Raw genomic sequence first — 23,469 nt, forward strand, 5'->3', positions numbered from 1 at the left:
AGTAGTCGCCTATAACGCAGTATCCGTCGGATTGAGTTATTATCCAGTAGTGTCTGCACAGATACTTCGGGCCCATACCTGCCGTTCCAAAGCCATTTGATCGTTGCATTTGAATTTCACTGTTCACGATTGCCGAAGCGATGATGCCTAGATTGCTCGATTTTAGACGTTTCGTATTACTGATGTGGAAGCAGGCTCCGAGACAAATCTGGAAATAGTCTTTCGACAAAGCTCTCCAACTTGCACAAGTTAAATGGCGAAAAAAGCTCCAAAGTGTTATGGAACGGATATCTTTGTTCGACCTAACAATATTCCTTCTGTGCTCGCGAAACCGCCATCTTAGCAAGGAGAGTTAAATGTCCATGACGGCCCGCCGTGCAAACGCTGCTGCGCACTCCATCCAGAAAGTTGAAGCTTTCTTTACAACTTACAATGCTGCGGTAAAGGAAACGCCTGCTGTTGCAGATTTCACTTTTGGTAATCCGCACGAAATGCCTCTGCCCAGTGTCGTCGATGCGCTGAAAACTCACGCCGAACCTCAGAGCGTGGACTGGTTCGCATACAAAACCAACGAAACGGACCAATGTGCGTTTCTGGCAGAAGCTTTGTCTGAGGAGTTGGGTCTTCCATTTGAGGCGGAAGACATCGCACTAACCAAGGGCGCCTTTGGGGCCATTAAGATGTGTTTCACCATGCTACTTGAGCCCGGAGATGAGTGTATCGTGCCGTTGCCGGGCTGGTTCTGCTATGGGCCAATGTTGGCGGCAGCAGATGCCAAAGAGGTACAGGTGCCTCTGGATCCGGACAGTTTTGATCTTGACCTGGAGGCTATTGCCAGCGCTATAACCCCGCGCACCAAGATCGTGGTTGTCAATACGCCGCACAACCCGACAGGTCGCATATACTCGCGTTCTGATTTGCAACAGCTCGCCGACCTGCTCGAGGCAAAGTCAGCCGAGATTGGTCATCGAATTTGGATATTGTCTGACGAACCCTACCGCCGAATTCGGTTTGAAGGCCTTGGCTTTACGACCCCGGCCGTTGTCTATCCGTACACACTGATCGACTATTCTTACGGGAAAATTCTCCTCGCACCCGGTCTGCGCCTTGGCTACCTTGCTATCTCTCCCACGATGCCTGCAGCGGAACGAAAAGAGCTTCAGACTCTCCGATTTGCAGTGCAAATGGCGGATGGTTGGAATGTCCCGGATGCCCCATTGATCTACGCTTTGCCGGATCTTGAAAGCGTTTCAATAGACATTGCCGCGTTGGCTCGCCGACGTGAACGTATGCTTGGCGCTCTCGGCCAATGGGGTTACGGGATGACAAAGCCAGAAGGCACCTTTTATCTTTGGGGGCGGGCCCCGGGCGGTGACAGCGATGCCTTTGCTGAGTTTCTACAAAAGCGTGGCGTCTACGTGATGCCTGGAACAGTTTTCGACCGACCAACGGATTTTCGAATTTGCCTTACGGCTACTGACGAAATGATAGAAAACGCAATGCCAACATTTCAGGCGGCCGCAACAGAATTCCGGCCTTTTGATGCTGCGCGCGCTTAAAGGATGCCATAGGTCCACCGTCACTTGGATAACACTCGTTCGCCAAACGGGTGCTAGTCTCCTGAAGACTGCGAAACCACTCCGTGATTGCCAGGCATTCGCTTAGCCTGCAATGTTGCATGGCAACTCTTCAACCGGAAAAGGGCTTCCCATGTCTCGACTTTCAGAACGCAGAGATTTTGCCGTCGAAGTCTGCGAGGAGGCTGGAGTAATTGCCCAAAATTACTTCGCAGATCGGGATAGTCTTATTGTCGATCAAAAAGGCGCTCAGGACTGGGTGAGCGAAGCGGATAAAAATGTCGAAACCTTCATTCGTCAAAGAATCGAAGAGGCGTGGCCTAAAGACGGAGTTTTTGGTGAAGAGCACGGCGCAGTAACGGGGGAAAGCGGCTTTGACTGGGTGATAGATCCAATCGATGGAACAACAAACTTCGTTAATGGCATACCTGCATGGACTATCGTTCTGGCTGGCGTGACGGAAGGGAAAACAACGATTGGCGTGATCCGAGACCCAAATGTGGATGAGACCTTTGTCGCAACGCGCGGGGAAGGAGCGATCCTAAACGGATCACGAATGCGCGTCGCGTCGGGCGTGGCGTTGCGGGACGGAACGGTCGCTGTGGGATATTCGAACCGGATTGAAACACGCCATGTCTTACCCGTTATCGCGGATCTGGTCGAACACGGGGCCATGTTCCACAGAAACGCCAGCGGAGCGCTGTCTTTGGCTTATGTGGCTGCCGGGCGTCTTCTGGGCTACGTAGAAGAACATATGAACGCCTGGGATTGTCTTGCTGGGCAACTGCTGGTCTCTGAAGCGGGTGGCGTTATCGAGGATCAAAATGCTGACGTTATGATCCGGGACGGCGGGCGTGTGATCGTGGGTACGCCAGATGTATTCGAGACGTTGCTTGAGATCGCTGAAAGTGCCTGGACCGCTTGACGTCTAGGCCAACGATATCCAACCTGATTGCGGTTTTAGCGTCGATATATCTGCCCGCCAGAATTGGCCTTGTGAAGGCTGGTCGTACCTGCGGTCTATCGATCGACCCGAGAGTTTACACCACAGCAATGTGCCAACCGCCCCGTGTGTTACGATCGCGATATCCCCGGCCTTATGCATCTGGATAATCTCGGTGACTGTCTGATGAACGCGTTTTTGAGCCTCGACAGCTGTTTCCCAACCTCGATAACTATCTTCAGGATGAGCAAAAAAAGCATCCGCTGCTGCCTCAAAATCGTCCTCAGGCAAATAACCGGTTGCGGTGCGGTCGTTTTCACCAAGACCCAAGTGGAAACTAACTGGCAGCTTTTGACTTTCGGCAAGAATTGCGCCCGTTTCTTGGGCCTTCCGCTCGCAACTGGTCCAAACCTGTGTGACATTCGACAAGATTTTACCAGAAGCAAATACAGTAGCGCGTCTGCGGCCCGTCGCATTCAGGCCCCAATCTGTGATCGGGACACCCGGATCAACTGAGACCTCGGGATGTGTGATGACAAATAGGTTCGGCATTTAATCTGGCAAAAGCACCGGACCCTTGTCCGTAAAACCCATCTTGATTTGAACGCCGGGTTCAAACGGTGCGTCTACATTATCGTGGACAGCAAAAACCTGACCAAACTTACCTGTCAGCGTGTATTCCATCCGGACTCCAACATACGTCGCTTTGGCCACCGTAGCTGGTATGCCCTGATCTGAACCGATGACCAGACGTGAGGGGCGCACTGCGATAGTAGCCGGCCCTTTGAACAAACCTCGGTGTGGAAGCATATGGCGATAACCTTCGATTTCGATCGTTGCCATGTCACCATCGATATTGACGACTTGGCAACTCAGAAGGTTTGCCTCGCCAATGAAATCGGCAACAAACCGGTCATTCGGGGCGTCGTAAAGCTGCCGCGGTGTACCCGTCTGGGCGATAGCGGCGTTGCGCATAACGACGATCTCATCCGAGACCGCCAGCGCCTCCTCTTGATCATGTGTGACGTAAACAACCGTCAAACCAAGGTCTTGCTGGATTGCCCGAATGTCTTCGCGCACCTGACGACGAAGCTTAGCATCGAGGTTGGACAACGGCTCGTCGAACAGCAAGACCTGTGGCTCAAGAACCAGCGCGCGTGCAACGGCAACACGCTGTTGCTGGCCTCCAGAAAGCTCAGAGGGAAGGCGGCTGTCGAACCCTTGAAGGCCAACCAGCTCTAAGCCGTACAAGGCACGACTGCGCGCTTCATCCTTCGCAAAGCCCGAGAATGTGAGGCCATACATCACGTTTTCCAACACGCTCATATGAGGGAACAATGCGTATGATTGAAACACCATGGAAACATCGCGGTCGGTGGCGGGCAGTTTGGTCACGTCTCGCTCACCAATCAGGATTTTGCCTGAGCTTGCCATCTCCAACCCGGCAATCATGCGCAGCGTCGTTGTTTTTCCGCACCCTGACGGACCAAGCAACGTGACGAGTTTTCCTGCGTCTACTTGAAGATTGATGCTGTCGACGGCGACGACATCCTTGCCGAACACTTTCGAAACGTTCTCAAAGCATACCGGCGCGGCCTTGGAACCGATTTTGGTGTCGGTCATGGCGATCTCTCCGTTCCGTGCTGCGTACGTCGACCAATTTGGACCCGACCGACGAGAAGTTGCAATAAGCCGACTGCCGCGAGCATTACGAAAATCAGCGTTGTCGAATAGGCGATAGCAAGGCCATAATCGTTATTCTCGACCCGACCGATAATATAGCTGGTTGCCATGTCATACTCAGCGCTAACCAGAAAGATGACTGCCGAGATCGCCGTCATGGCACGGACAAAGCTGTAGACAAGCGCGGCCAGTATCGCGGGGCGCAGCAGCGGTAAGATGACGTTTCGAAAAGTCTGCCAAGAATTAGCACCAAGAGTCAGCGAGGATTCATCCAGGCTGCGGTCAAGTTGCGACATACTCGCGATGCCCGCGCGAACGCCGACCGGCATATTGCGGAAGATGAAGCTGACAACCAGGATAACGCCAGTTCCAGTTATTTCGATTGGCGGAACGTTGAAGGCAAGGATATAGCTGACGCCGATCACTGTTCCGGGAATTGCGAACGACAGCATGGTGCCGAACTCAAATGCGTTCTTGCCCGCAAAGTTCTGTCGGGTCAGCAGGTAGGCAGTCACCAACCCAACAGCGGCGGTCAAAGGTGCGGCAATGGCCGCGATGGTGATGGTGGTCCAGAAACTGTCCCAAGCCGCCCCGGTCCAGCGAATGCCCTCTTCTTCGAAGCGAACGGAGAAAGCCGTGACATAGTGTTTGAGTGTAAGCGAGTTGTTGACGCCCCATAGCTCGACCACACTGCCATAGACGATCATCGCATAGACGATGATTGTGAATAGACCCCAACCAAGGGCCACGACCAGCACGGGGACCGACAGGCCGCCTGGCATCAGTGGGTGCACGCCTGCATCGCCTTTGCCGGTAACAGTTGTATAGCTCTTTTTTCCGAGCCAGGCACGCTGCGCGTAAAAGGCTGAAAGTGTAAAGAACAGCAGAACCATGGCTAGAACTGCCGCCCGACCTTGATCGTATTGAGCGCCGACGATAGCAAAGAATATTTCGGTTGAAAGCACATCGAAATTGCCGCCCAATACAAGCGGGTTGCCAAAATCGGCCATGCTTTCAATGAAGCCCAGAAGAAACGCATTAGCCAGACCAGGTCGCATCAAGGGTAAGGAAACCGTCTTGAACGTCTGCCATCTGCTGGCCCGGAGGGTCTGGGCTGCTTCCTCCATCGAAGGAGAGACGCCTTCAACCACGCCGATCAGCACGAGGAACGCAATTGGTGTGAACGCGAGTGTCTGCGCAATCAGGATGCCAGGCATTCCGTAAAGCCACCGTGTCGGTTGCGTGCCGAATAGTTCGGCAACGAACCGGGTGACAGACCCGGACAGGCCAAAAAGCAGGATTAGCGCCAGGCCGATCACGAACGGCGGGGTGATTATTGGCAGAACGGTAAGAGCTCGCAGCGCACGCTTGTAACGAAAGCCTGAACGCGTCACGACCAGTGCAAAGCAAAGACCTAGGACGGTGGTGATGACGCCAACTAGGATGGCAAGGAACAGTGAATTCCAGGCCGCGCCACAACGCGCACCCTGAAAACACCCCAGACCCCACAGTCGATCATCGAAAAACTTCGAGAAGAATACCGCAATGGAATACGCACCATCTTCGGTGATAAAGGCGGCGAAAAGCATTTTGGCAATTGGGAAAAAGACAAATGCGGTAACGATTGTAATCACGCCGCCGATGGCGCTCACAACAAAGACGTCACCGTTAATGGCACCTCTTGCTGCGATCCCCTGAGTGAGCAGGAACAGAAAGCTCGAGGCACATATCATTGCGCCGTAGCCCATGCCGAACTGACGATCGCCAAGGTCGCCAAACAACGCTTCCAGCCAATCGAAATTGAATCCTCTTATGCCAATACTGAACCCCTGAGCGATCAACCAGCCGAAGCCGAGCGTGCCGGACAGGATCAGAATGCGGGCGTAAAGTGGATCAGATTTGGTGCGTTTCAACACCAAAAGCGGCAGCGCCAGAGCGATCAGGAGCGGCGCCAGCCAGAGTTTTTCACCCTGCCCAATCAGAAACGCAGCCGGGGCATAATCCTCATTGAAAGGGTAGCCGTCCAAAAGCCACTCGAACGACCACAGGCCGCCGTCGACCATGTACCAGGGCAACAGGCAGAATCCGACCCACCCGGCGATGATCCAGAAGATCAGGACCGGATGGGTCGTTTTTGAATTCTGGTCAGTCATTTATTGCGGCAGAGTCGAAACCTCTTCGTCCCATTTCTGCAATAGACGCTTCCGTTCGTCTGAGGAGCCATACTTTTTAAAGTCGTAGTCAATCAGCTTGATCTGGCTCATGTCAGGCGCACTGTCCGAAGTTTCCGCGCCCTTGTTTGATGGCACCTGAAAGGCGTTGACTTGAAGTGCAAGGTTCTGAGCTTCGGGCGACAGGGCCCAATCGTAGAACTTTTTCGCCTCTTCCTCGTTGCGAGCCCCGTCTATGATTGACATTGAGCCAATTTCATACCCGGTGCCTTCGCATGGTGCGATAACTTTGATCGGGAACCCCGAAACGGCCTGTTTCACAGCATCATGCATGAAGACAATACCAATGGTATTCTCGCCACGACCGGCGGCCTTGATGGGTGCTGAACCAGACTTGGTGTACTGATTGATGTTCGAATGCAGGCCTTTCATGAACTCGAAGCCTTCATCCTCGCCAAATATCTGCACCATTGAGGCCAGCGTCGTATAAGCCGTGCCTGACGAGTTCGGGTTCGCCATTTGAACATGGCCCTTGTACTCGGGCTTCAGCAAGTCTTTCCAGCAGGCGGGTTCGGGCAGGTTGTTTGCGGCGACAAGGTCGGCATTGTACCCATATCCAAGCGCACCCGAGTAGATACCGATCGTCTTGTTGCCGGCGCTTTCCGCCTGAGATATCGCCCAATCATGAAGCTGGTCGCGCATTGGCGACATGTATTCCATCGTCAGGCCTTCTTCGGCGGCCTGCAAATGCGGGTCACCCGTGCCACCCCACCAAACGTCACCCTTCGGGTTCGAACTTTCGGCTCGGATTTGTGCAAAGGTTTCGCCTGAGGATTTCCGGGTCATATTGACGTCGATGCCAGTCGCATCTTCAAAGCTTCGCGCCATGAGCTGGCACCAATCTTCCTGCGCCGAACAATAGAGTGTCAGCTTGTCGGCCTGTGCCGCCGACAATGACGCGGTCAGGGCAATCACCGACCCTACCGCAGTGTATGTCAATTTTCTCATTGTTTCCTCCCTTTGAGCTTTCTACGTCCGAGTTTCCCGGTTCTTTTTGTGCCCTTCCTCATGTAGCCTTTCGAAGCTTCTTCATGACAGTTTGAACTTTCTGATCATCTGTCAAACTTTTCAGTAATCGCGACAGGTCTTTTTCTGTTTCGCTTTACTGGCAAAAACCAATGACGCGTCGTGCCCAAGCACATTGAACGCTGCAATCTGATCTGCCGTTTTGCTGCCGCTCATGCTTTCCCCCAATGCCACACGATCAAATACATGAGGATACTGTCTTATTGGCCAGTTGGCGGATTAAGACGTTTTCCCAATTCCCATTCTGAAATTGATCAGCCTGTGCATTCTTACTCTGCGCTTTGAAACACTTGGAATCTCTGGAATTCTCACAACCTTCCGTGGGTTATGCAACAAAAATTATTGCAAAATGCCCGAAAGCCCACAAAGGTAGAGCTCGAAACCTAGTCGGGTCGTCGGATGTCCAAAACCAAAACACGCGGCAAAATGACTGATAAGGGCAAGGGTCGGGTCAAGAAATCCGACCGGCGCCAGCAGATATTGCTGGAATTGAAACTGCGCCCGCACGTTCGCATCAACGAGTTGGCCCATCGGTTCAATGTCTCCACTGAGACGGTGCGCAGGGACTTCGAGGCCCTGTCGAATGACGGCCTTATCGCGCGTGCCCACGGGGGTGCATCAGCTCCGACCCAAGGGCATTATCCAGGTTTGGATGAACGAACAAACGCGCAAGTTGATGAATGCGAGCGAATAGGTGTTAGCGCGGCGGAACTGATTCAGGGCGGTGAAACGGTCATGATCGATTCCGGCTCAACCACTATCGAGATGGCACGTGCACTGGCCTATATCGGCACCCCATGCACGGTGATTACAAATTCAATTCCCGTGGCGATGACTCTGGGCCAAGGGCCCGTTCAAATCCTTTTATGCCCAGGTGAATACTTGGCAGCTGAATCCGCCACGATCGGAACCGAGACGCTTGAGTTTCTATCTCGGTTTAACGTCGACAGGTGCTTGATCGGTTCATCGGGTTTCTCGACGGAAGGGCCCTCAGAAACAGTGCGGGGCTTTGCTGCAGTAAAAAGGATGATGCTGACGCGTGCCAAAAAACGGCATCTTCTTATTGATTCCGGGAAATTCGGCCGCAAAGGTCTGTCTCAAGTGGGAGACCTTTGTAGTTTGGATTCCATTGTCACTGATAAAAAACCAACAGGAGAATTGCGTAACGCTATTGAGGGCGCCGAGGTCGATGTTCTCGTCGCAGGGTAGGCATAATTTGACTGATTAACAGCGGATCGAAAAAGTACCGCGCATGACTGGGAGGAAAACATGAAGATCGATATCAAACTATTGGTTGGTGCATCTGCAATTGCGCTAATGTCGCTAAGTGGAACGGCGTCGGCGCAGGATTGTCCGCGCGGTGACTTGGACGAGCGTTTTTGTGACGCCGACGGAGATTTGATCGCGGATATCCCAACAGATCCCTCCGAGCAAATAGATCCTGATACCTTGATCTTTGCTTATACGCCGGTGGAAGATCCCGCCGTTTACAAAACTGCTTGGTCCGATTTTCTAGAACATTTGAAGGCTGAAACCGGCAAGGACGTCGTCTTTTTTCCGGTTCAGAACAACGCAGCCCAGATCGAAGCGATGCGTTCAGGGCGTCTGCATATTGCGGGCTTCAACACAGGCTCCAATCCACTGGCGGTAAACTGTGCGGGGTTCCGGCCATTTACAATTATGGCTTCGAAGGATGGTAACTTCGGATATGAGATGGAAATCATCACTTATCCGGGTTCGGGCATCGAAAAAGTTGAGGATATTAAGGGCAAGCAACTGGCGTTTACGTCGCCGACATCCAACTCGGGCTTCAAAGCACCCTCGGCAATCCTGAAAAGCGACTTTGATCTTCTGCCGGAACGTGATTTCGAACCTGTCTACTCGGGTAAGCACGATAATTCGATCCTGGGTGTTGCCAACAAGGATTACCTGGCGGCTTCAATTGCGAACTCGGTAAAGTCGCGAATGATTTCGCGCGATGTGATCAACGAAGATGACGTCATCACAATCTACAAATCGCAAACTTTCCCAACAACTGGATTTGGCACTGTTTACAATCTGACACCCGAGTTGCAGGAGAAAATCCGCAATGCCTTCTTCAGCTTCGACTGGGAGGGCACGACACTTGAGGCTGAGTTTTCAAAGTCGAACGAAGGCCAATTTCTTGAAATGACCTACCAGGAATTCTGGGACGTCATTCGCAAGATTGATGCAGCAAATGGCGTTTCCTACGCCTGTCAGTGATACTCCAATAATCAGGCGGGCCTCAACGGGCCCGCTGTCCACCCTAATCTGGGGCAATTCATGCTGCGTCTTCAAAAGCTGACGAAAACATACAAGACCGGGGATCAGGCTTTGAAAGCTATTGATCTTGAGGTGCCTAAGGGACAGGTTCTTGCGTTGATTGGGCCTTCGGGCGCGGGCAAATCGACCATGATCCGTTGCATAAACCGTTTGGTTGAACCCACAAGCGGCGGCGTCCTTCTGGATGACGTGGACCTGACCAAGCTCGGCTCAGGTGCGCTGCGGAAAGCACGTCGTGAAATGGGTATGATCTTTCAGGAATATGCCCTGGTCGAACGCCTGACGGTAATGGAAAACGTTTTGTCCGGCAGGTTGGGTTACGTTGGGTTCTGGCGCAGCTTTCTGCGGCGGTATCCCCAGCCAGATGTAGATGAGGCCTTCCGATTGCTTGACCGGGTTGGCCTGTTACACATGGCGGATAAACGGGCAGATGAACTGTCGGGTGGTCAACGCCAAAGGGTTGGTATTTGCCGCGCCTTGATTCAAAACCCGAAACTGTTGCTGGTTGATGAGCCAACTGCGTCGCTGGACCCAAAGACCAGCCGTCAGATAATGCGGCTAATCACTGAGCTGTGTCAGGAGCGCGGATTGGCGGCGATCATCAATATCCATGACGTGGCACTCGCCCAGATGTTTGTTCCTCGCGTCGTCGGTCTCCGTTTTGGCGAGATTGTATATGATGGCCTTCCAACAGGCCTCACCCCCGAGAAGCTGACCGAAATCTATGGGGAGGAAGACTGGGAAGCGACCATCGAAAAAGTGGACGAAGATGAAGATGTCGAGGCTGCAGAATGAGCCATCGAGATTTGGACGACATGTTGGGAAAGGGCTGGCGTAAGCCTGCCTTTGTCAAAAACCCACTGCTCCGGTGGGCATTGTTTCTTGGGTTTTTCGCCTATCTGATAGCGGCTTTCATGACCATCGAAGTTGATTGGGGCCGCGTCTATGAAGGGTTGGACAGGGGTTGGGCGTTTGTGCTTGCATTTACCAGCCCGGACTTCGTTTCGCGGTGGTCAGACATTTGGAGCGGTCTGCTCGAGAGTATCATTATGACCGTGGCTGCGTCGGTCGTGGGTATCGTGATTTCGATCCCAATTGGTCTGGGGGCCGCACGCAATATTGCCCCCTTGCCAATCTACATGATTTGCCGGGGCATTGTCGCGATAAGCAGGGCGTTGCAAGAAATCATCGTAGCTATTTTGCTTGTGGCTATCTTCGGCTTTGGTCCTCTGGCAGGGTTTCTAACACTCTCTTTCGCGACCATTGGGTTTCTCTCAAAACTCTTGGCCGAAGATATCGAGGCGATGGACAAGGTCCAGGCCGAGGCGATCAAGGCCTCCGGGGCACGTTGGCCGCAATGGATCAATTATGGAGTTCAGCCTCAGGTAATGCCGCGACTTGTAGGGCTTTCTATGTACCGGATCGACATAAATTTCCGAGAAAGCGCAATTCTTGGCCTCGTGGGCGCTGGCGGTATTGGTGCGACACTGAACACTGCGTTTGATCGCTATGAATACGACACGGCTGCGGCCATTCTGATACTTATCATCGGGATCGTCATGGCTCTTGAATACCTTTCGGGAGTTATCCGGGCGAGGGTTCAGTAATGCCGGTACTTGAACGCGACGATACGCAAATCTGGCGCCGGCGTACGACCGGTCAGAGTTTGGTTCGATGGTTCGGTTGGTTATTGGGCGTAGCGATCTTCGTTTACTGCTGGCAGCTCATCTCGGAGTCGACGACGTGGTTTTTCGTTTGGGACGCACCGCGCATTGCCAACGATATCTGGACCCGTGCAACGCCTCCGAAATGGGACTACATCACTCAACTGGGCCGCCCGATTTGGGACACCTTGAACATAGCGACGCTGGGTACAATCATTGCCTTGTTCCTGGCTGTGCCGGTTGCCTTTCTGGCAGCCCGCAACACCACACCCTCAGCCCTATTCATACGGCCCGTAGCGCTGCTAGTCATTGTCTCGACCCGCTCAATCAACTCGCTGATCTGGGCGCTACTCTTGATTGCAATTATTGGACCTGGCGTCTTTGCCGGTGTTGTAGCAATCGCCATCCGTTCAATAGGGTTTTGCGCAAAGCTTCTTTATGAAGCCATAGAAGAAATTGATCACACGCAGGTCGAGGCGATCACGGCAACCGGTGCGTCGCGCTGGCAGGTCATGGCTTACGGGATCGTTCCGCAAATCCTACCAGCTTTCGCAGGCATTGCTGTCTTCCGTTGGGATATCAACATCCGCGAATCCACTGTCTTGGGGCTGGTTGGTGCCGGGGGAATAGGGTTGCAACTTTCAGCTTCGCTAAACGTTCTGGCTTGGCCGCAAGTCAGCTTGATACTGATCGTAATTTTAGTCGCGGTTATGATCAGTGAATGGGTCTCGGCGAAAGTGCGAGGGGCGATCATTTGACCGATTTCTCAGCGCAAGAGGCGTTTAATGCCTACGAGGCAGTACGCCACCGCCTTCCGGAAACCATACCTACAGAAGTAAGCTATCGCCAGGTTGAGACACTGGAAGATATAGCTCCTGAGTTCGACGTGTTCCTTCTCGACGCCTTCGGAGTTCTGAATATCGGTGAAACGGCAATCCCGGACACGCCAGAGCGGGTCAGGTCATTGAAGGCCGCAGGCAAGCGTGTTCTCGTTGTATCGAATGCTGCGGGATATCCTCACGCCACCCTCTTGGAAAAGTACACTAGGCTTGGATACGACTTCGCGCCGCAGGACGTAATCACGAGTCGGGCCACGCTACTATCAGAGCTAAGCGATCAAAGTGGGTTGCATTGGGGGTTAATGGCGACACCCAGCGCGGGTCTTCGCGATTTGGAGGCGTTGCAACTCACCTATCTGGAGGATGACCCAAAGCCCTACGAAACCGTCGACGGGTTTTTGATGATTGGGTCAGCGGCTTGGACAGAAACGAGACAGGCAATGTTGGAGGCTGCCTTGCTAGAGCGTCCCCGCCCGGTACTGGTGGGTAATCCTGACATTGTTGCCCCTCGCGAGTACGGATTCTCCAAAGAACCTGGTCTCTTCGCGCATCGGTTGGCAGACCGGACAGGTATCACCCCTCAGTTCTTTGGCAAGCCGTTCGGCAACATTTATGATCTTGCCTTCCAACGCCTTGAGCACATCGACAAATCCCGAATTTTGATGGTCGGCGACAGCCTGCACACCGACATTCTGGGCGCACATAATGCCGGTGTGGTTTCAGCTCTCATCTCAGGATTTGGGTTTTTCGCAGGCCATGATGTTGAAGCCGCGATCGAGAAGGCAGGGATCGTACCGAACTTTGTCGTTTCCCGCCCCTGAGTTCAGAGCGTTCCTTTCGATTGATATTCTGTCTAACTGGAATGCCAAGTATGTCAGCGCCACTAAAACTTTGAAAGTGGGAATGTCGCGCCACACACGAATGGCAGCGCTGGAGAACCCGTTCAAAGCCCGTTGCGAAAGCCGCACCTAGTTGGATTACGCGGCGACGCAAATCTTGTTCCTGTCCAGATCCCTGACATAGGCAGAAAAGCGTGGCCCGCGTTGCTTCGGTTCGCCTTCGCACGCTCCGCCAAGCGCAATAGCCAAGGAGTGTAGTCTTTCCACTTCTTCGTTTGATCCGACGCTAAAACCCACCATGGTTCCATTACCAAACGTTGCGGGGTTCTCGTCAAATGGGATCGCGGCAGCGAAGGCAAAATCTGGTCCTAGCCAGTATGTCATTCTGTCCGTCGGCGAGACGCGCTCTAAGCCTGATTGCGCGAAGAGCTTGTCGTAGAAGCGCGTCGCCGTGGCCATGTTGTTTGTCCCGACGACAAAGTAGTTCATTTGCATGGTGCATGTCCTTTGAGTTTAGGATTAGTAATGGGCGCGTCACTGATCAGTTAGTTTGAAGAACTCGATCAACTGGCCATTGGGGTCCGTTATCTTGAGCAAATGGATCCCCGACTCTTCGATGATTTCAGGCGCGGCAATGCCGGTGGCGGTGGCGCGGGCGCGCAACTCTTCAAGGTCGGTAGCTTGCAGGTAAGGGACCGCACCTAAGCCTGGCTCAGATCCCGGCGCATACTTCTTCCGCGAAACAACCGCGAACCAGCCGCCTGCTACGTCGAACGCCACGAAATCCGGAAGCCCGACTACTGGGGCACTGTCGAACAGCTTACGGTAGAAGGCCACGGACCCCTCCATGTCGTCGGTCGCAACATAGGCCCCCATGGCTACGATTGGTGCGAGGACTCTTGGCTCCGCCGTTTCGGCGAAGAGTGTTGTGGGCAGGAACGCGGCAAGTGCTAGGGCAGTGAAACGTCTCATGATTTGATGTCCTTTGTGGTGTTCTTCGTGCTTCTACCTCGCCTATGCTGACAGCGTGTTGTCAGCATGGTGTCAGTATGATTTGTGTCATTGAAGGGAGATCACATGCGGCGCGGCGACAGGCTATTTGAAATCATCGAAATTCTGAGACGTGCCAAAGGGCCGATCTCTGCCCAGTCAATTGGTGAAGAATTGGGCGTGACAAAACGAACGGTTTACCGCGATGTTGCTGCGCTGATCGGGCAGGGCGTGCCTATCAACGGCGAGGCCGGGGTCGGCTATGTGTTGGAACCCGGCTTTCATATGCCACCACTGATGTTGACCCCCGACGAAATCGAAGCCGTAACGCTCGGAGCTTTGTGGGTCCAAACCCGAGGTGAGCCCGAACTTGCATTGGCGGCTGAGAAGCTGATCACCAAACTGGAAGCCGTCACACCGGATAAATACCGGACGTCCTTTCTTCACCCGGCCGTAACAGTCGCGCCCGTCGTTCAGCCAGATGAAGTGCTCGGTGCAGCCGCTATACGTCTGGCCATTCGGCACCGTAAGAAGATTTCTCTAACCTATTCAGACCACTCAGACCGGAAGACCAGTCGGGTGATCTGGCCCATACTTCTGGGATACCGGGACACCAGCCGCATCATCGCCGGCTGGTGCGAGTTGCGCGGCGGATTTCGCTACTTTCGAACCGAACGGATCATCAAGGCCGATGTGCTTGAGGAGTGCATTCCCCGGCGAATGGATCTTCTTCGCGCAGAGTGGCGCAGCTCGACGGACGCGGAAAGGAAGCGTTATGAAGAGGCGACATGAGACGGGATTTTGCAAAGTTATTCAAAGGCTGCTTTGGGAAAGCTAAAATGAAACAGCGCGTTATTTGAGCCACGCCCGGAATGCGCGACAGTTGATTTTCGCATAACAGGGCAGGGGCCCATGCCGCGTCAGTTCCGAAGTCTGCACCAGGCTCATTCCATGTGATGCAGCATTTTGAACCAATGACCGCTTTGTTTGTTAATGTTTTCGAAGAAAATACGAAAACAAACGCCCGTCAGTCACCGCGAAACCAAATGCGATAATGGCGAAACCAATCCATGCTTCCAACCCCATTTGCTCGCCAAGAAACATTACTCCAAGCCCGATTGCGAACGGCGGGATAAGCAACGTGACTAACAACAGATTGGCAGCACCTGCGCGTACGAGAATGGCAAAGTAGAGGAAGTACGCGAGTGCCGTCGACAAGACGGCCATGCCAATAAGAGCGCCCCACACGCCTGCGGAAAGAGACAGATTCGGGGGGCCATCGAACACAAACACGATTGGTATCATCAAAACCGTGCTGCCGATCAACATGCCAAGTGCATTCATGAGTGGAGGCTGTCCACCTAGTGCCGTTTTGCCCCAAACGCCCGCAAACGCGTAAGACAGCGTTGCCCCAAGAATCGCGAGCTGGGCCAAGTTACTAGGGTTAAATTCCGTCAATGCGCTCGGCCCCATGATGAAAGCTACGCCTGCTATTCCCAACGCAGCACCGATGATTTTCTTTGCCGTCAACGGTTCATCCGGAAGCAAAAGACCCGCGACAACGGCAGCGAACATGGCGGTTGTTCCATTCAGAATGGAAGCAAGCCCGCTATCAATCTGCGTTTGTCCCCAGAAGATCAGGGAAAATGGTATGGCGTTATTGAGTGCGCCCATTACCAAGTAGGCACCCCAAACCCGAAGGGACTTGGGAACCGCAATGCCTTTTATCCGCACAAGCAACGCCAAGATAGGCACAGCCCAAAGGACGCGATGCAGCGTAATAGTGAGTGGAGGTACCTCACGCAGGGCAATCTCACCGAAAAAAAACGAACCTCCCCAAACAGCTGCAAGCAGCAACAGCATCATGGTCGACTTTAAATCCAAGGTCAGAGCGGGAGCTTTGGTCATGTTCGGCAGGTCCAGTTTCAAATTGCCTTACTCTGATAACTTATTCGATCAAATGGAGACGACCCGTTTCATGCGGATAGGAGCGATAAACACAAAAGCGGTCAGTATTTTCTAATGTCTAAAAACATACCTTGAAGCGGCACAATTCTGGCTTCTTCGTTATCTCTTGTTGCCAACTGCGCGGTCTGGATGCATGCCAACCGTGAGAATTTTGATTTGGAGATGAAACTTGGATCTTGGGCTTGAAAGCTAACAGCTCGAACAAGGCGAACAAACTGTCGAAACCAGAAATCTGGATTTGGATGAGAAGTTGATGCGCTATATCGAACGAGTGCCATAGCGCCATCTGATCCAATTTGTGTTTAGAATAGAAGGTCTTCCACGAGCTGTGAAATCAATTGGCTTTTGCCGGACACTCCCGCCTTTCTGTAAATCGCAGTACACTGAGCCTTGACGGTTCCAATGCGGGTTTGCCTCAGATTGGCGATCTCAGCCAAAGACATCCCTTTCAGGACAAGCCAGGCGATCTCTGTTTCCGCGCCAGTCAGGCCAAGCTTCTCAAAATACGCTTCTACGACGGTTGTAAACTCGCCGGACGTGATCCGGTGGGCAGTTTCGGCGCGGTGCGTTGCTTTTTGCGCCACGAGCGCAAGCCGGACACCCAGAAAAGCACCAAGTATCAGCCCAATACTGGCACCTGCTTCGACAAGCTCTCGCACATTCCAACGTAGCGGGACCGAAGGGATGCCTAGAATAGATGCCAAGATTTCCCACACGAAATACGCACCACATAGGCACTGGATAAGGACAAGGGCCCAAACAACCCAGGCACGATTCATCATGCGCGACACCCTGCGCAGGGCAATTCTGTTTCAGCAGGTTGTCTCATGTCGGATCACCCACCGTTTTTGCCTTTGCCACGATGTCCGCCCGCATCTTTGGGGCCGTCGGATTTGCTTTTTCCTTTGGGGCCGCCATGTGCGTTTGGTTCACCAAGTGGGGCGTGTTCGTCTGGTTCACTTGGTTGCGACGCGGGTCGCTTGTCGCCATTTGGGTCCTTCACGAACCTTTGGTCCCGCAAAATCTCTCCCGAAGTGCGGTTCAACACGACTTCGCGCAACTCATCATGATCGCTTGCAGTGATGACTATACGGCCCAGCCAGGACCGTTTTACCTCGTCAACCGAATAACCTTCGGCCTCAATCCGCGCGATGACATCATCAGCAACGGATTCCTGCGCCTGGGCAGGCGAGTGCAAAAACATGATTGCCGCGGTGCCTACGAGGATGAGTGATCTGCGCATCATGGAGTTCCCGTACCTTTGCATTTTGGCTAAGGGGTTACCGCGCATCGTGTCAACCGATGCGCAGTTGCTTTGATGTCACCCGCGGGGACCGCCGCGGCCTTCTCGACCTTCTCCGCCGCGACCCCTTTGGCCGGTTTCAGAAGTTTCGCTGTCGGGCTCCGCGTTTCCGCTGCCATTGTCAGGGCCCTTACGGCCTGTAGGCACCCCTTGTTTGGCCAGTTGATCGCCAATGTTCCGTCGGTCTTCGGGGCTCAGGGTCGAAGGGTCGATATCCCCCAGTGCTACGGTCGCGCCGGTTGTCGGGTCTACGACTTCAACCTCAGACATGTCGATCGCGTTGCGCCCTTGACCTCGGGGTCGAACGCCCATTTCTTCCAACTGATCCCGGATCTCGACGCGTTCTTCTTCGGTCAGCGAGGCGAAATCCAGTTCTGACAGCTCAATATTTTCGCCCGTGCTTGGGTCAATAACCGAGATGCTCTTGGCATCGAGCGGTTGAAACGACACTGCGGTGATCAGGGTGGCCAGGATCAAAGGGCTGTGAGGGAACGAGAGAGTACGCATTTTTCATTTCCTATTTGTAAGTTTTTGCGCGGCTTGGATTGATGCCGTGAAGCCTGGATGCAGTTAAAAACTCGATCGGAATACTGGACGCGAGCCTGATTATTGGCGGAATAAGCCAAAGTCATAGACACGCGTAGCACGGCCAAAATGCTTAAGATCGACGCCTTCAGATTGCGTTCTTCACGATGCGGTTTTTGTGTGTCAAACGTCCATATGACTTTGGCTTAGAACGACCTTTCGCAGCTTGGGTTCAATGGTTTTCAGGTCGCCAAACATGTCACTCAGTCCCCTTCGGCCGTCACTACTGGACTGGCCCGCAACCGAGAGGTGGACACAATATGCGACCAAGAATTTTGTGCCTTGTTATGGCAAGCCTAACACCTGTGGCCGTCTTGGCGGATGAGGAACCTGCACCCGTCGATCAGCATGAACTCTCGCAGATGATGCAAAGCGAAGGGGCAGCCAAAGCGTTTCTTTGGGCCTTTGATGCAGGCGATGAACTGACCGAGTTCAGCTTTGACGCAGCTCGCGGGGTCGGTGCCAATATCGGCGAAGGCCGTCGCTTTACGCGTGTTCCCCGGGCTGATCTCGCAGACCCATCCGAGTGGGCTTCACATTTTCCAAAGCGCGAAGGAGGGGCAAACGCGACATCTTTTATTGCCTGTCACAACGCGCCTATTGCCAATGGGGCGGGTGACGTTGCGGTGAACGTTCTTGTGGATCCCGCGCATACGGGCGACCCAACCATATATCTTGAGAGAAATACGCTGCCTCTGTTTGCGCTTGGTATCCCTCAGCGACTTGCTGAAGAAATCAGCGCAGATCTATATCGTCAACGTGATGCAGCCCAACAGGTTGCCTGCATTTCGGGTCGCACCTCAGTTCAGTTAGAGTCCAAAGGCGTAGACTATGGAACGCTCATACTGACGCGTGTTTCTAAAGACCCATGTTCCGTCGAAACGGATTCCAGTGGATTGAGTGGCATCGACCGGGACCTCGTGATCAAGCCGTTTGGATGGAAAGGTAATCATGCAACGATCAGAGCCTTCACGAGGAATGCGGCGCACAATGAACTGGGATTGCAGGCCGTCGAGCTTGTCGGAGACCAGGATGGCGATTTCGATGGCGTGGTGAATGAGTTGACCGTCGGTGATGTTACAGCGCTTACAATATACATGGCCGCCCTCGAACGGCCGGTAACGAAGATAGAACTGGCCGATCTGGGTTTGATTGATTTATCTGGGTCCGAAAGAACCGATATTCTGGCAGGAGAGGCGCTATTCGCTCAAACCGGCTGCACCAGTTGCCACACTCCAGCGATGAGCTTTCGGGAAGCAGTGTTCAAAGAACCCAGCGAAACTCCGGGTTTCTTCGATAGCAGTTTTCCGGACGGAACTGACCCGAATAATCACGGCTTGAACAACGTCAATGCAATCACGTTCAATTTGGCCGGAGATCAACCCAACAACAGGATTAAGCTGCTGGACGGTTCAATCCAACACCTGGGTGCAGCGCAGCAGAATGCCGAAGGTAAGCCAGTGGCCCGATGGTACACAGACTTCAAACGACACGACATGGGTTCCGACTTAGCAGATCCCGATAACCCTCTTGGGTTGGGGGCCTCTATGTTTCTGACGCGATCACTGGCGGGTGTCGGGGCAACTGGACCCTGGCTACACGATGGCCGGGCGACTACTTTGCAAGAGGCAATTATGAGTCATGCAGGCGAGGCCTCAGACAGTACCACTGCTTACAAACACCTCAGCGAAAGCGAACAAACCAAAATTGTCGCGTTTCTGAAGAATTTAACGATATACAAGTCGCTCGAAGAGTAAGTGTTGGTTGAGAAAAGTAGAACGGCAGATTTGGTTGGAACCGCGTAAATTATAGCCCCCGGTGTACCGCTCGTTCAGTGAACGGCTGGTTTTGCGGCTGCACCGCAGCAAAGACGCTAACCGCCCAATCGCAGGTATGGGCCACTTTCTACTCTGTCGAGGTGCCATAAAAGTTCTGACCAGCCTCATCTGACCAATCAAGTTTGATTGAACTGCATCATTGGCCTTTCATCCATCGTGGCGATAGTTTCAGGCGCTGGCGCATGATGCCCTAGAGCATTTTGGGATCGCTTTGTGCTTTAGTATCTCCTCCAATCTTCGATAAGTACTTCTCCCCGCAGGATGTAGGAGACTTCGCCGTCGAGTGGTTCGTTCCTGAACCTGGGCTTTCGTATCAAAATCACAAGGCTTTAAAAAGAGAAGCTGAGATTTTGTATTCTCATTTCGTAATTCCAGAAACTTTGTGCTAGTGTCCGAACAGATTTTACTGATTTCTTTCAAAGGTACTATTTATCGTGAGCAGCAATTCAAAAAACACGTTCAGGTTGCGTCCGATGGAAAGGGCAGATCTGGATTCCGTCCTGAGTTGGTTCCAGGACGTAGAAGACCTTGCGCGCTTTGATCGTACGACGCGGGTGCCCCTAAATACATCGCACGCAGAGGAATGGTGGAAAGACGCGTTTACGTCTTCAGACGCCAGCTGCAAATGTTGGTTTGTGGTCGAGTCCTCGGCGGGTGAGGCCGTTGGCCTTGCAGGGCTCGAGTCTATCTCGACAATTAACCGCGATGCGGTTGTTGCAGTCTTTGTAAACAAAGCGATGCGCAGATCCGGTGTTGGGCTTCGGGCATCTGCTTTGGTGTTGGACTTGGCGTTTCGACAACTGGGGCTGAACCGCATAACGTCTTATTATCGTGAGGATAATCATCACAGCCGCGATCTTGTGGCCAAAATTGGGTTCCAGATTGAAGGCACGATGCGTCAGGCATGGTTTGCCGAAGGCGAGTTTCAGGACATGGTTGTCGTGGGGATTCTGAAATCCGAGTGGATGGTTCGCCGAAACGTTCTGGCACAGGAACTGGATGCGAATACGATCGTGACATTGGGGCCGAATGATTGCGCCGCTTGGTCATGGCCGCCTCGGATCTCAGAAGCGTGATCAGTTCTGGTCAAAACAGCTTCGGTCGTCAAAAGCGATTTTTGATATATGTTGGTTACGGGTCCGCACTGAATCCGAAAAAAGAGTAACACTTGTGAGTACGACAATTTCTGACATTCCAATTACTCAACGGCTTGGCGCAGTATTGTTCGCTGATGTCGTAGGATACTCCCGGCTTATGAGCGAGAATGAGCTGGATACGTATAACGAATTGAAAACATTGATTTCTTTGCTTGAAACGTCTTGCGCAAAATACAACGGGCGTGTGGTCGAAGTTCGCGGTGACGGAATTCTCGCCCTGTTTGAGACTGCCACCAGTGCGGTTGAGTTTGGGGTGGAATTGCACCAGATCGCAAGCGAGCAGAACAAAACCCGCGAACAGGCTCAGCGAATCAAGTTTCGGGCCGGGATCCACCTTGGCGAGATCCTGATCGACGAACGCGGCATTCATGGCGACAACGTCAATATCGCGGCCCGGTTGCAAGAGATAGCGGAGCCAGAACGGGTCTATGTCAGCTCTGCCGTGTATGATCAGGTCTGCAATCGCCTGCGCTTTGGGTACGAATTTTTGGGACCAAAGCAACTCAAAAACATCATGAACCCTGTCTCGACGTATTGCGTCCGCAGCGAAGTGGCCGGCGCGACCATGGCGGGCACGATGCGTCCGGATCTGCAGGGGGACATCCTAGAGCGGCCTGATACACCATCGGTGGCAATTCTGCCTTTCAGCAGTTCTGGCGGGGATGAATCCGACAGTTGGATTGCCGAAGGATTGACAGACGACATCATCATGAATCTGTCCAAGTTCCGGAACCTTTTTGTCATCGCCCGGAATTCGTCGTTTTTCTTCAAGACACAGTCGATGCCACCGAAAGAGGCTGCACAGAAGTTGAACGTCCAATATGTCGCGCGCGGCAGCGTTCGTCGTTCAGCCAGTCGGATCAGGATTTCCGCCGAGTTGATTGATGCCAATACCGAGCGCACGATCTGGGGCGAACGGTTCGATCGCAAAATTGACGATATTTTCGACATTCTTGATGAGGTGACGGAGTGCATCGTTGCCGCCACTGCGGTGATGATCGAATCGCATGAAAAGAAGCGAATGATTCAGGCGATACCATCCAATCTGGAAGCATACGGCTCGGTCCTGCAAGGCCAGCATCACATCTTCAAATACACGCGGAACGACAACCGAAAGGCACAGAATTTCTATCAATCGGCCCTTGAACGGGACGAAGGGTATGCCCGTGCAGCAGCGGCGCTGTCTCGAACACTTAATATCGATTGGCGCTATTCTTGGACCGAAGAGCCGTCGCAGGCGTTGGAGAAAGCGCTGATATTGGCGCAACGCGCAATTGAACTCGATCCGACCGATGCACGTGGGTTTGGGGAATTGGGCTATGTGCACCTGTACCGCAAAGAGCATGACGCAGCCATCCAATCCTATCAGAGGGCGTTGGCGTTAAACCCAAATGACGCGGATATGCATTCTGACTTTGCCGATGCGTTGGCCCATTCAGGCGACAACGAAACGGCGATAACGCATCTTCAGCAGGCAATGCGCCTGAATCCGTACTTCCCGGATCAATACCTTTGGCATCTGGGCGGCGCGTATTACAATCTCAGACGGTATGAGGACGTCATTGAGACGGTCAACAAGATGAACAACCCGACCGAAGGGCAGCGTATGCTGGCCGCGAGTTATGCGCAGCTTGGTCAAACGGACATGGCCCGCCTGATCCGGGAAAAGCATCGCGAGGCGCATCCGAACTTTTCGCTGGCCCGGTGGACAACCGTTCAACCGGATCGGCTAGAGGAAGACACGCAGCACTTTGTGGAAGGTCTGAAAAAGGCCGGTTTCTAAAATGCAAAGGGGCACCGCGTTCCGGTGCCCCTGAGTTTGTTTTCGAAAACTGGATTTAGTCGCCGCCGCGTACCTTTGCGCCGCTGACTTTGGCACCGCTCACCTTCGCGCCACTGACTTTGGCACCGCTGACCTTAGCCCCACTCACTTTCGCTCCGCTGACTTTGGCACCGCTGATTGCCGGGCTGTCAAAGCCGAAATAGATGTCCAACAGGACTTGTTCGAACTGGCCGGTCATCACGTCCATACGCATGGTTTGGTCAGATTTGTCGTACCGCCAGACGCGGATGCCATCGGCGACCTGATAGTCGGCCGCTGCGACGCCGCCAATACTCGGGTCTTGCGGCGCTCGGGATGCGTCGTCTGCAGGCTTATCGGGATCAGCGACCAGCTCACCTTTACCATGAACCAGAAAGATCACCGGCTCCGGCATATCGTAATAAGTGCCCTCAAAGGCAAAGCCATAAATCTTGGCGAACCGAGGACCTTTCTCCCCTTTTGCCACCCCGAATTGTTTGTCGAGATGCTTGTTGTCGCCCTTTCCCTGTGACGGAATGCGTTTGTACTCTAAATCTTCGAGCTCACGGCCATATATCAACACTTCTGAAAAACTGAGCAAGGATTCAGCCATATCTCTCTCTCCCAATTATGGGATCGACGAAGCCAGAATCCTCATCTCCCCCTTAAAAAAACCCGAACCAAAAATCCGAGTAAATGCGTTCCAAAAACTTCTTCCGAT

At 53.2% G+C, this 23,469-nt stretch carries 23 protein-coding genes; 12 read left to right on the top strand and 11 right to left on the bottom strand.

What is annotated here, in order from left to right:
- The first annotated feature begins 356 nt into the window (after positions 1 to 356).
- Positions 357 to 1,559, top strand: a complete 1,203-nt coding sequence (locus GOW92_RS09050) for an aminotransferase class I/II-fold pyridoxal phosphate-dependent enzyme (RefSeq protein ID WP_170560031.1) — start codon at positions 357 to 359, stop codon at positions 1,557 to 1,559.
- 151 nt (positions 1,560 to 1,710) lie between these two features.
- Entirely contained in the window at positions 1,711 to 2,502 is a 792-nt protein-coding gene (locus GOW92_RS09055) for an inositol monophosphatase family protein (RefSeq protein WP_170560033.1), read from the top strand.
- A gap of 3 nt (positions 2,503 to 2,505) precedes the next feature.
- On the opposite strand, the gene GOW92_RS09060 is transcribed toward GOW92_RS09055, so the two are convergent.
- From GOW92_RS09060 to GOW92_RS09075, 4 genes are read right to left on the bottom strand one after another with little or no spacing between them, the layout of a single operon-like run.
- Complete coding sequence (locus GOW92_RS09060; protein WP_170560035.1) at positions 2,506 to 3,072, bottom strand: histidine phosphatase family protein; 567 nt, start codon at positions 3,070 to 3,072, stop codon at positions 2,506 to 2,508.
- Positions 3,073 to 4,143: an ABC transporter ATP-binding protein gene (locus GOW92_RS09065; protein ID WP_170560037.1), complete on the bottom strand. Its 1,071-nt coding sequence runs from the start codon at positions 4,141 to 4,143 to the stop codon at positions 3,073 to 3,075.
- A complete protein-coding gene (locus GOW92_RS09070) occupies positions 4,140 to 6,356 on the bottom strand; it encodes an ABC transporter permease (RefSeq protein ID WP_170560039.1) in 2,217 nt (738 codons plus the stop codon). The genes GOW92_RS09065 and GOW92_RS09070 overlap by 4 nt, the downstream gene beginning before the upstream one ends.
- Positions 6,357 to 7,382, bottom strand: coding sequence for an ABC transporter substrate-binding protein (locus GOW92_RS09075; protein WP_170560041.1), 1,026 nt, complete (start codon positions 7,380 to 7,382; stop codon positions 6,357 to 6,359).
- A 504-nt stretch (positions 7,383 to 7,886) separates the two neighbouring features.
- Between GOW92_RS09075 and GOW92_RS09080 the strand changes: the two genes are divergently transcribed.
- Genes GOW92_RS09080 through GOW92_RS09105 form a run of 6 tightly spaced genes read left to right on the top strand, consistent with a single transcriptional unit; the run spans position 7,887 to position 13,088 of the window.
- Positions 7,887 to 8,669, top strand: a complete 783-nt coding sequence (locus tag GOW92_RS09080; protein ID WP_254452959.1) for a DeoR/GlpR family DNA-binding transcription regulator — start codon at positions 7,887 to 7,889, stop codon at positions 8,667 to 8,669.
- 60 nt (positions 8,670 to 8,729) lie between these two features.
- Positions 8,730 to 9,704 (top strand): phosphate/phosphite/phosphonate ABC transporter substrate-binding protein, encoded by a 975-nt coding sequence (gene phnD, locus GOW92_RS09085; RefSeq protein WP_170560045.1) that lies wholly within the window; start codon positions 8,730 to 8,732, stop codon positions 9,702 to 9,704.
- Between the two features lie 60 nt (positions 9,705 to 9,764).
- The gene (gene phnC / locus GOW92_RS09090; RefSeq protein ID WP_170560047.1) at positions 9,765 to 10,559 is read left to right on the top strand and encodes a phosphonate ABC transporter ATP-binding protein; all 795 of its coding nucleotides are present in this window, start codon (positions 9,765 to 9,767) and stop codon (positions 10,557 to 10,559) included.
- Positions 10,556 to 11,371, top strand: coding sequence for a phosphonate ABC transporter, permease protein PhnE (phnE, locus tag GOW92_RS09095; RefSeq protein ID WP_170560049.1), 816 nt, complete (start codon positions 10,556 to 10,558; stop codon positions 11,369 to 11,371). The genes phnC and phnE (GOW92_RS09095) overlap by 4 nt, the downstream gene beginning before the upstream one ends.
- Complete coding sequence (gene phnE, locus GOW92_RS09100; RefSeq protein WP_170560051.1) at positions 11,371 to 12,186, top strand: phosphonate ABC transporter, permease protein PhnE; 816 nt, start codon at positions 11,371 to 11,373, stop codon at positions 12,184 to 12,186. Before phnE (GOW92_RS09095) ends, phnE (GOW92_RS09100) begins: the two co-directional genes overlap by 1 nt.
- Positions 12,150 to 13,088, top strand: coding sequence for an HAD hydrolase-like protein (locus tag GOW92_RS09105; protein WP_170560053.1), 939 nt, complete (start codon positions 12,150 to 12,152; stop codon positions 13,086 to 13,088). The genes phnE (GOW92_RS09100) and GOW92_RS09105 overlap by 37 nt, the downstream gene beginning before the upstream one ends.
- Before the next feature lie 156 nt (positions 13,089 to 13,244).
- On the opposite strand, the gene GOW92_RS09110 is transcribed toward GOW92_RS09105, so the two are convergent.
- Together GOW92_RS09110 and GOW92_RS09115 are read right to left on the bottom strand one after the other, a co-directional pair.
- A complete protein-coding gene (locus GOW92_RS09110; protein ID WP_170560055.1) occupies positions 13,245 to 13,601 on the bottom strand; it encodes a VOC family protein in 357 nt (118 codons plus the stop codon).
- A 39-nt stretch (positions 13,602 to 13,640) separates the two neighbouring features.
- Positions 13,641 to 14,078, bottom strand: a complete 438-nt coding sequence (locus GOW92_RS09115) for a VOC family protein (protein ID WP_170560057.1) — start codon at positions 14,076 to 14,078, stop codon at positions 13,641 to 13,643.
- A gap of 105 nt (positions 14,079 to 14,183) precedes the next feature.
- Here GOW92_RS09115 and GOW92_RS09120 point away from each other — a divergent pair, with 105 nt between their 5' ends.
- Positions 14,184 to 14,888 (top strand): helix-turn-helix transcriptional regulator, encoded by a 705-nt coding sequence (locus tag GOW92_RS09120; RefSeq protein ID WP_170560059.1) that lies wholly within the window; start codon positions 14,184 to 14,186, stop codon positions 14,886 to 14,888.
- 198 nt (positions 14,889 to 15,086) lie between these two features.
- Here the strand turns inward: GOW92_RS09120 and GOW92_RS09125 are convergent, their stop codons facing one another.
- The 4 genes from GOW92_RS09125 to GOW92_RS09140 form a co-directional block, all read right to left on the bottom strand.
- Positions 15,087 to 16,004, bottom strand: coding sequence for a DMT family transporter (locus GOW92_RS09125; RefSeq protein ID WP_254452961.1), 918 nt, complete (start codon positions 16,002 to 16,004; stop codon positions 15,087 to 15,089).
- Positions 16,005 to 16,366: 362 nt separating this feature from the next.
- A complete protein-coding gene (locus GOW92_RS09130) occupies positions 16,367 to 16,846 on the bottom strand; it encodes a helix-turn-helix transcriptional regulator (protein ID WP_170560061.1) in 480 nt (159 codons plus the stop codon).
- Positions 16,847 to 16,899: 53 nt separating this feature from the next.
- Positions 16,900 to 17,307: a hypothetical protein gene (locus tag GOW92_RS09135; protein WP_170560063.1), complete on the bottom strand. Its 408-nt coding sequence runs from the start codon at positions 17,305 to 17,307 to the stop codon at positions 16,900 to 16,902.
- Between the two features lie 78 nt (positions 17,308 to 17,385).
- On the bottom strand, positions 17,386 to 17,874 hold the full coding sequence (locus GOW92_RS09140) for a hypothetical protein (RefSeq protein ID WP_170560065.1): 489 nt from the start codon (positions 17,872 to 17,874) through the stop codon (positions 17,386 to 17,388).
- 365 nt (positions 17,875 to 18,239) lie between these two features.
- On the opposite strand from GOW92_RS09140, the gene GOW92_RS09145 reads away from it, so the two are divergent.
- The 3 genes from GOW92_RS09145 to GOW92_RS09155 all read left to right on the top strand — a co-directional run bounded on the left by GOW92_RS09145 (position 18,240) and on the right by GOW92_RS09155 (position 22,730).
- Positions 18,240 to 19,709 (top strand): di-heme oxidoredictase family protein, encoded by a 1,470-nt coding sequence (locus tag GOW92_RS09145; RefSeq protein WP_170560066.1) that lies wholly within the window; start codon positions 18,240 to 18,242, stop codon positions 19,707 to 19,709.
- A gap of 554 nt (positions 19,710 to 20,263) precedes the next feature.
- Positions 20,264 to 20,866 carry a GNAT family N-acetyltransferase gene (locus tag GOW92_RS09150; RefSeq protein ID WP_170560068.1) on the top strand — a complete coding sequence of 201 codons (603 nt, stop codon included), beginning with the start codon at positions 20,264 to 20,266 and terminating at the stop codon, positions 20,864 to 20,866.
- A gap of 94 nt (positions 20,867 to 20,960) precedes the next feature.
- Positions 20,961 to 22,730 (top strand): adenylate/guanylate cyclase domain-containing protein, encoded by a 1,770-nt coding sequence (locus GOW92_RS09155; protein WP_368040267.1) that lies wholly within the window; start codon positions 20,961 to 20,963, stop codon positions 22,728 to 22,730.
- Between the two features lie 55 nt (positions 22,731 to 22,785).
- On the opposite strand, the gene GOW92_RS09160 is transcribed toward GOW92_RS09155, so the two are convergent.
- Positions 22,786 to 23,361, bottom strand: a complete 576-nt coding sequence (locus tag GOW92_RS09160) for a pentapeptide repeat-containing protein (RefSeq protein ID WP_170560071.1) — start codon at positions 23,359 to 23,361, stop codon at positions 22,786 to 22,788.
- Positions 23,362 to 23,469 lie beyond the last annotated feature (108 nt).

This window comes from Ruegeria atlantica, from assembly GCF_013032505.1.
Taxonomy (GTDB): Bacteria; Pseudomonadota; Alphaproteobacteria; order Rhodobacterales; family Rhodobacteraceae; genus Ruegeria; species Ruegeria atlantica_F.

Coding starts and splice junctions, on each gene's coding strand:
- GOW92_RS09050 (WP_170560031.1), top strand. CDS start 357: ATGTCCATGACGGCCCGCCGTGCAAACGCTGCTGCGCACTCCATCCAG.
- GOW92_RS09055 (WP_170560033.1), top strand. CDS start 1,711: ATGTCTCGACTTTCAGAACGCAGAGATTTTGCCGTCGAAGTCTGCGAG.
- GOW92_RS09060 (WP_170560035.1), bottom strand. CDS start 3,072: ATGCCGAACCTATTTGTCATCACACATCCCGAGGTCTCAGTTGATCCG.
- GOW92_RS09065 (WP_170560037.1), bottom strand. CDS start 4,143: ATGACCGACACCAAAATCGGTTCCAAGGCCGCGCCGGTATGCTTTGAG.
- GOW92_RS09070 (WP_170560039.1), bottom strand. CDS start 6,356: ATGACTGACCAGAATTCAAAAACGACCCATCCGGTCCTGATCTTCTGG.
- GOW92_RS09075 (WP_170560041.1), bottom strand. CDS start 7,382: ATGAGAAAATTGACATACACTGCGGTAGGGTCGGTGATTGCCCTGACC.
- GOW92_RS09080 (WP_254452959.1), top strand. CDS start 7,887: ATGACTGATAAGGGCAAGGGTCGGGTCAAGAAATCCGACCGGCGCCAG.
- phnD (WP_170560045.1), top strand. CDS start 8,730: ATGAAGATCGATATCAAACTATTGGTTGGTGCATCTGCAATTGCGCTA.
- phnC (WP_170560047.1), top strand. CDS start 9,765: ATGCTGCGTCTTCAAAAGCTGACGAAAACATACAAGACCGGGGATCAG.
- phnE (WP_170560049.1), top strand. CDS start 10,556: ATGAGCCATCGAGATTTGGACGACATGTTGGGAAAGGGCTGGCGTAAG.
- phnE (WP_170560051.1), top strand. CDS start 11,371: ATGCCGGTACTTGAACGCGACGATACGCAAATCTGGCGCCGGCGTACG.
- GOW92_RS09105 (WP_170560053.1), top strand. CDS start 12,150: ATGGGTCTCGGCGAAAGTGCGAGGGGCGATCATTTGACCGATTTCTCA.
- GOW92_RS09110 (WP_170560055.1), bottom strand. CDS start 13,601: ATGCAAATGAACTACTTTGTCGTCGGGACAAACAACATGGCCACGGCG.
- GOW92_RS09115 (WP_170560057.1), bottom strand. CDS start 14,078: ATGAGACGTTTCACTGCCCTAGCACTTGCCGCGTTCCTGCCCACAACA.
- GOW92_RS09120 (WP_170560059.1), top strand. CDS start 14,184: ATGCGGCGCGGCGACAGGCTATTTGAAATCATCGAAATTCTGAGACGT.
- GOW92_RS09125 (WP_254452961.1), bottom strand. CDS start 16,004: ATGACCAAAGCTCCCGCTCTGACCTTGGATTTAAAGTCGACCATGATG.
- GOW92_RS09130 (WP_170560061.1), bottom strand. CDS start 16,846: ATGATGAATCGTGCCTGGGTTGTTTGGGCCCTTGTCCTTATCCAGTGC.
- GOW92_RS09135 (WP_170560063.1), bottom strand. CDS start 17,307: ATGCGCAGATCACTCATCCTCGTAGGCACCGCGGCAATCATGTTTTTG.
- GOW92_RS09140 (WP_170560065.1), bottom strand. CDS start 17,874: ATGCGTACTCTCTCGTTCCCTCACAGCCCTTTGATCCTGGCCACCCTG.
- GOW92_RS09145 (WP_170560066.1), top strand. CDS start 18,240: ATGGCAAGCCTAACACCTGTGGCCGTCTTGGCGGATGAGGAACCTGCA.
- GOW92_RS09150 (WP_170560068.1), top strand. CDS start 20,264: ATGGAAAGGGCAGATCTGGATTCCGTCCTGAGTTGGTTCCAGGACGTA.
- GOW92_RS09160 (WP_170560071.1), bottom strand. CDS start 23,361: ATGGCTGAATCCTTGCTCAGTTTTTCAGAAGTGTTGATATATGGCCGT.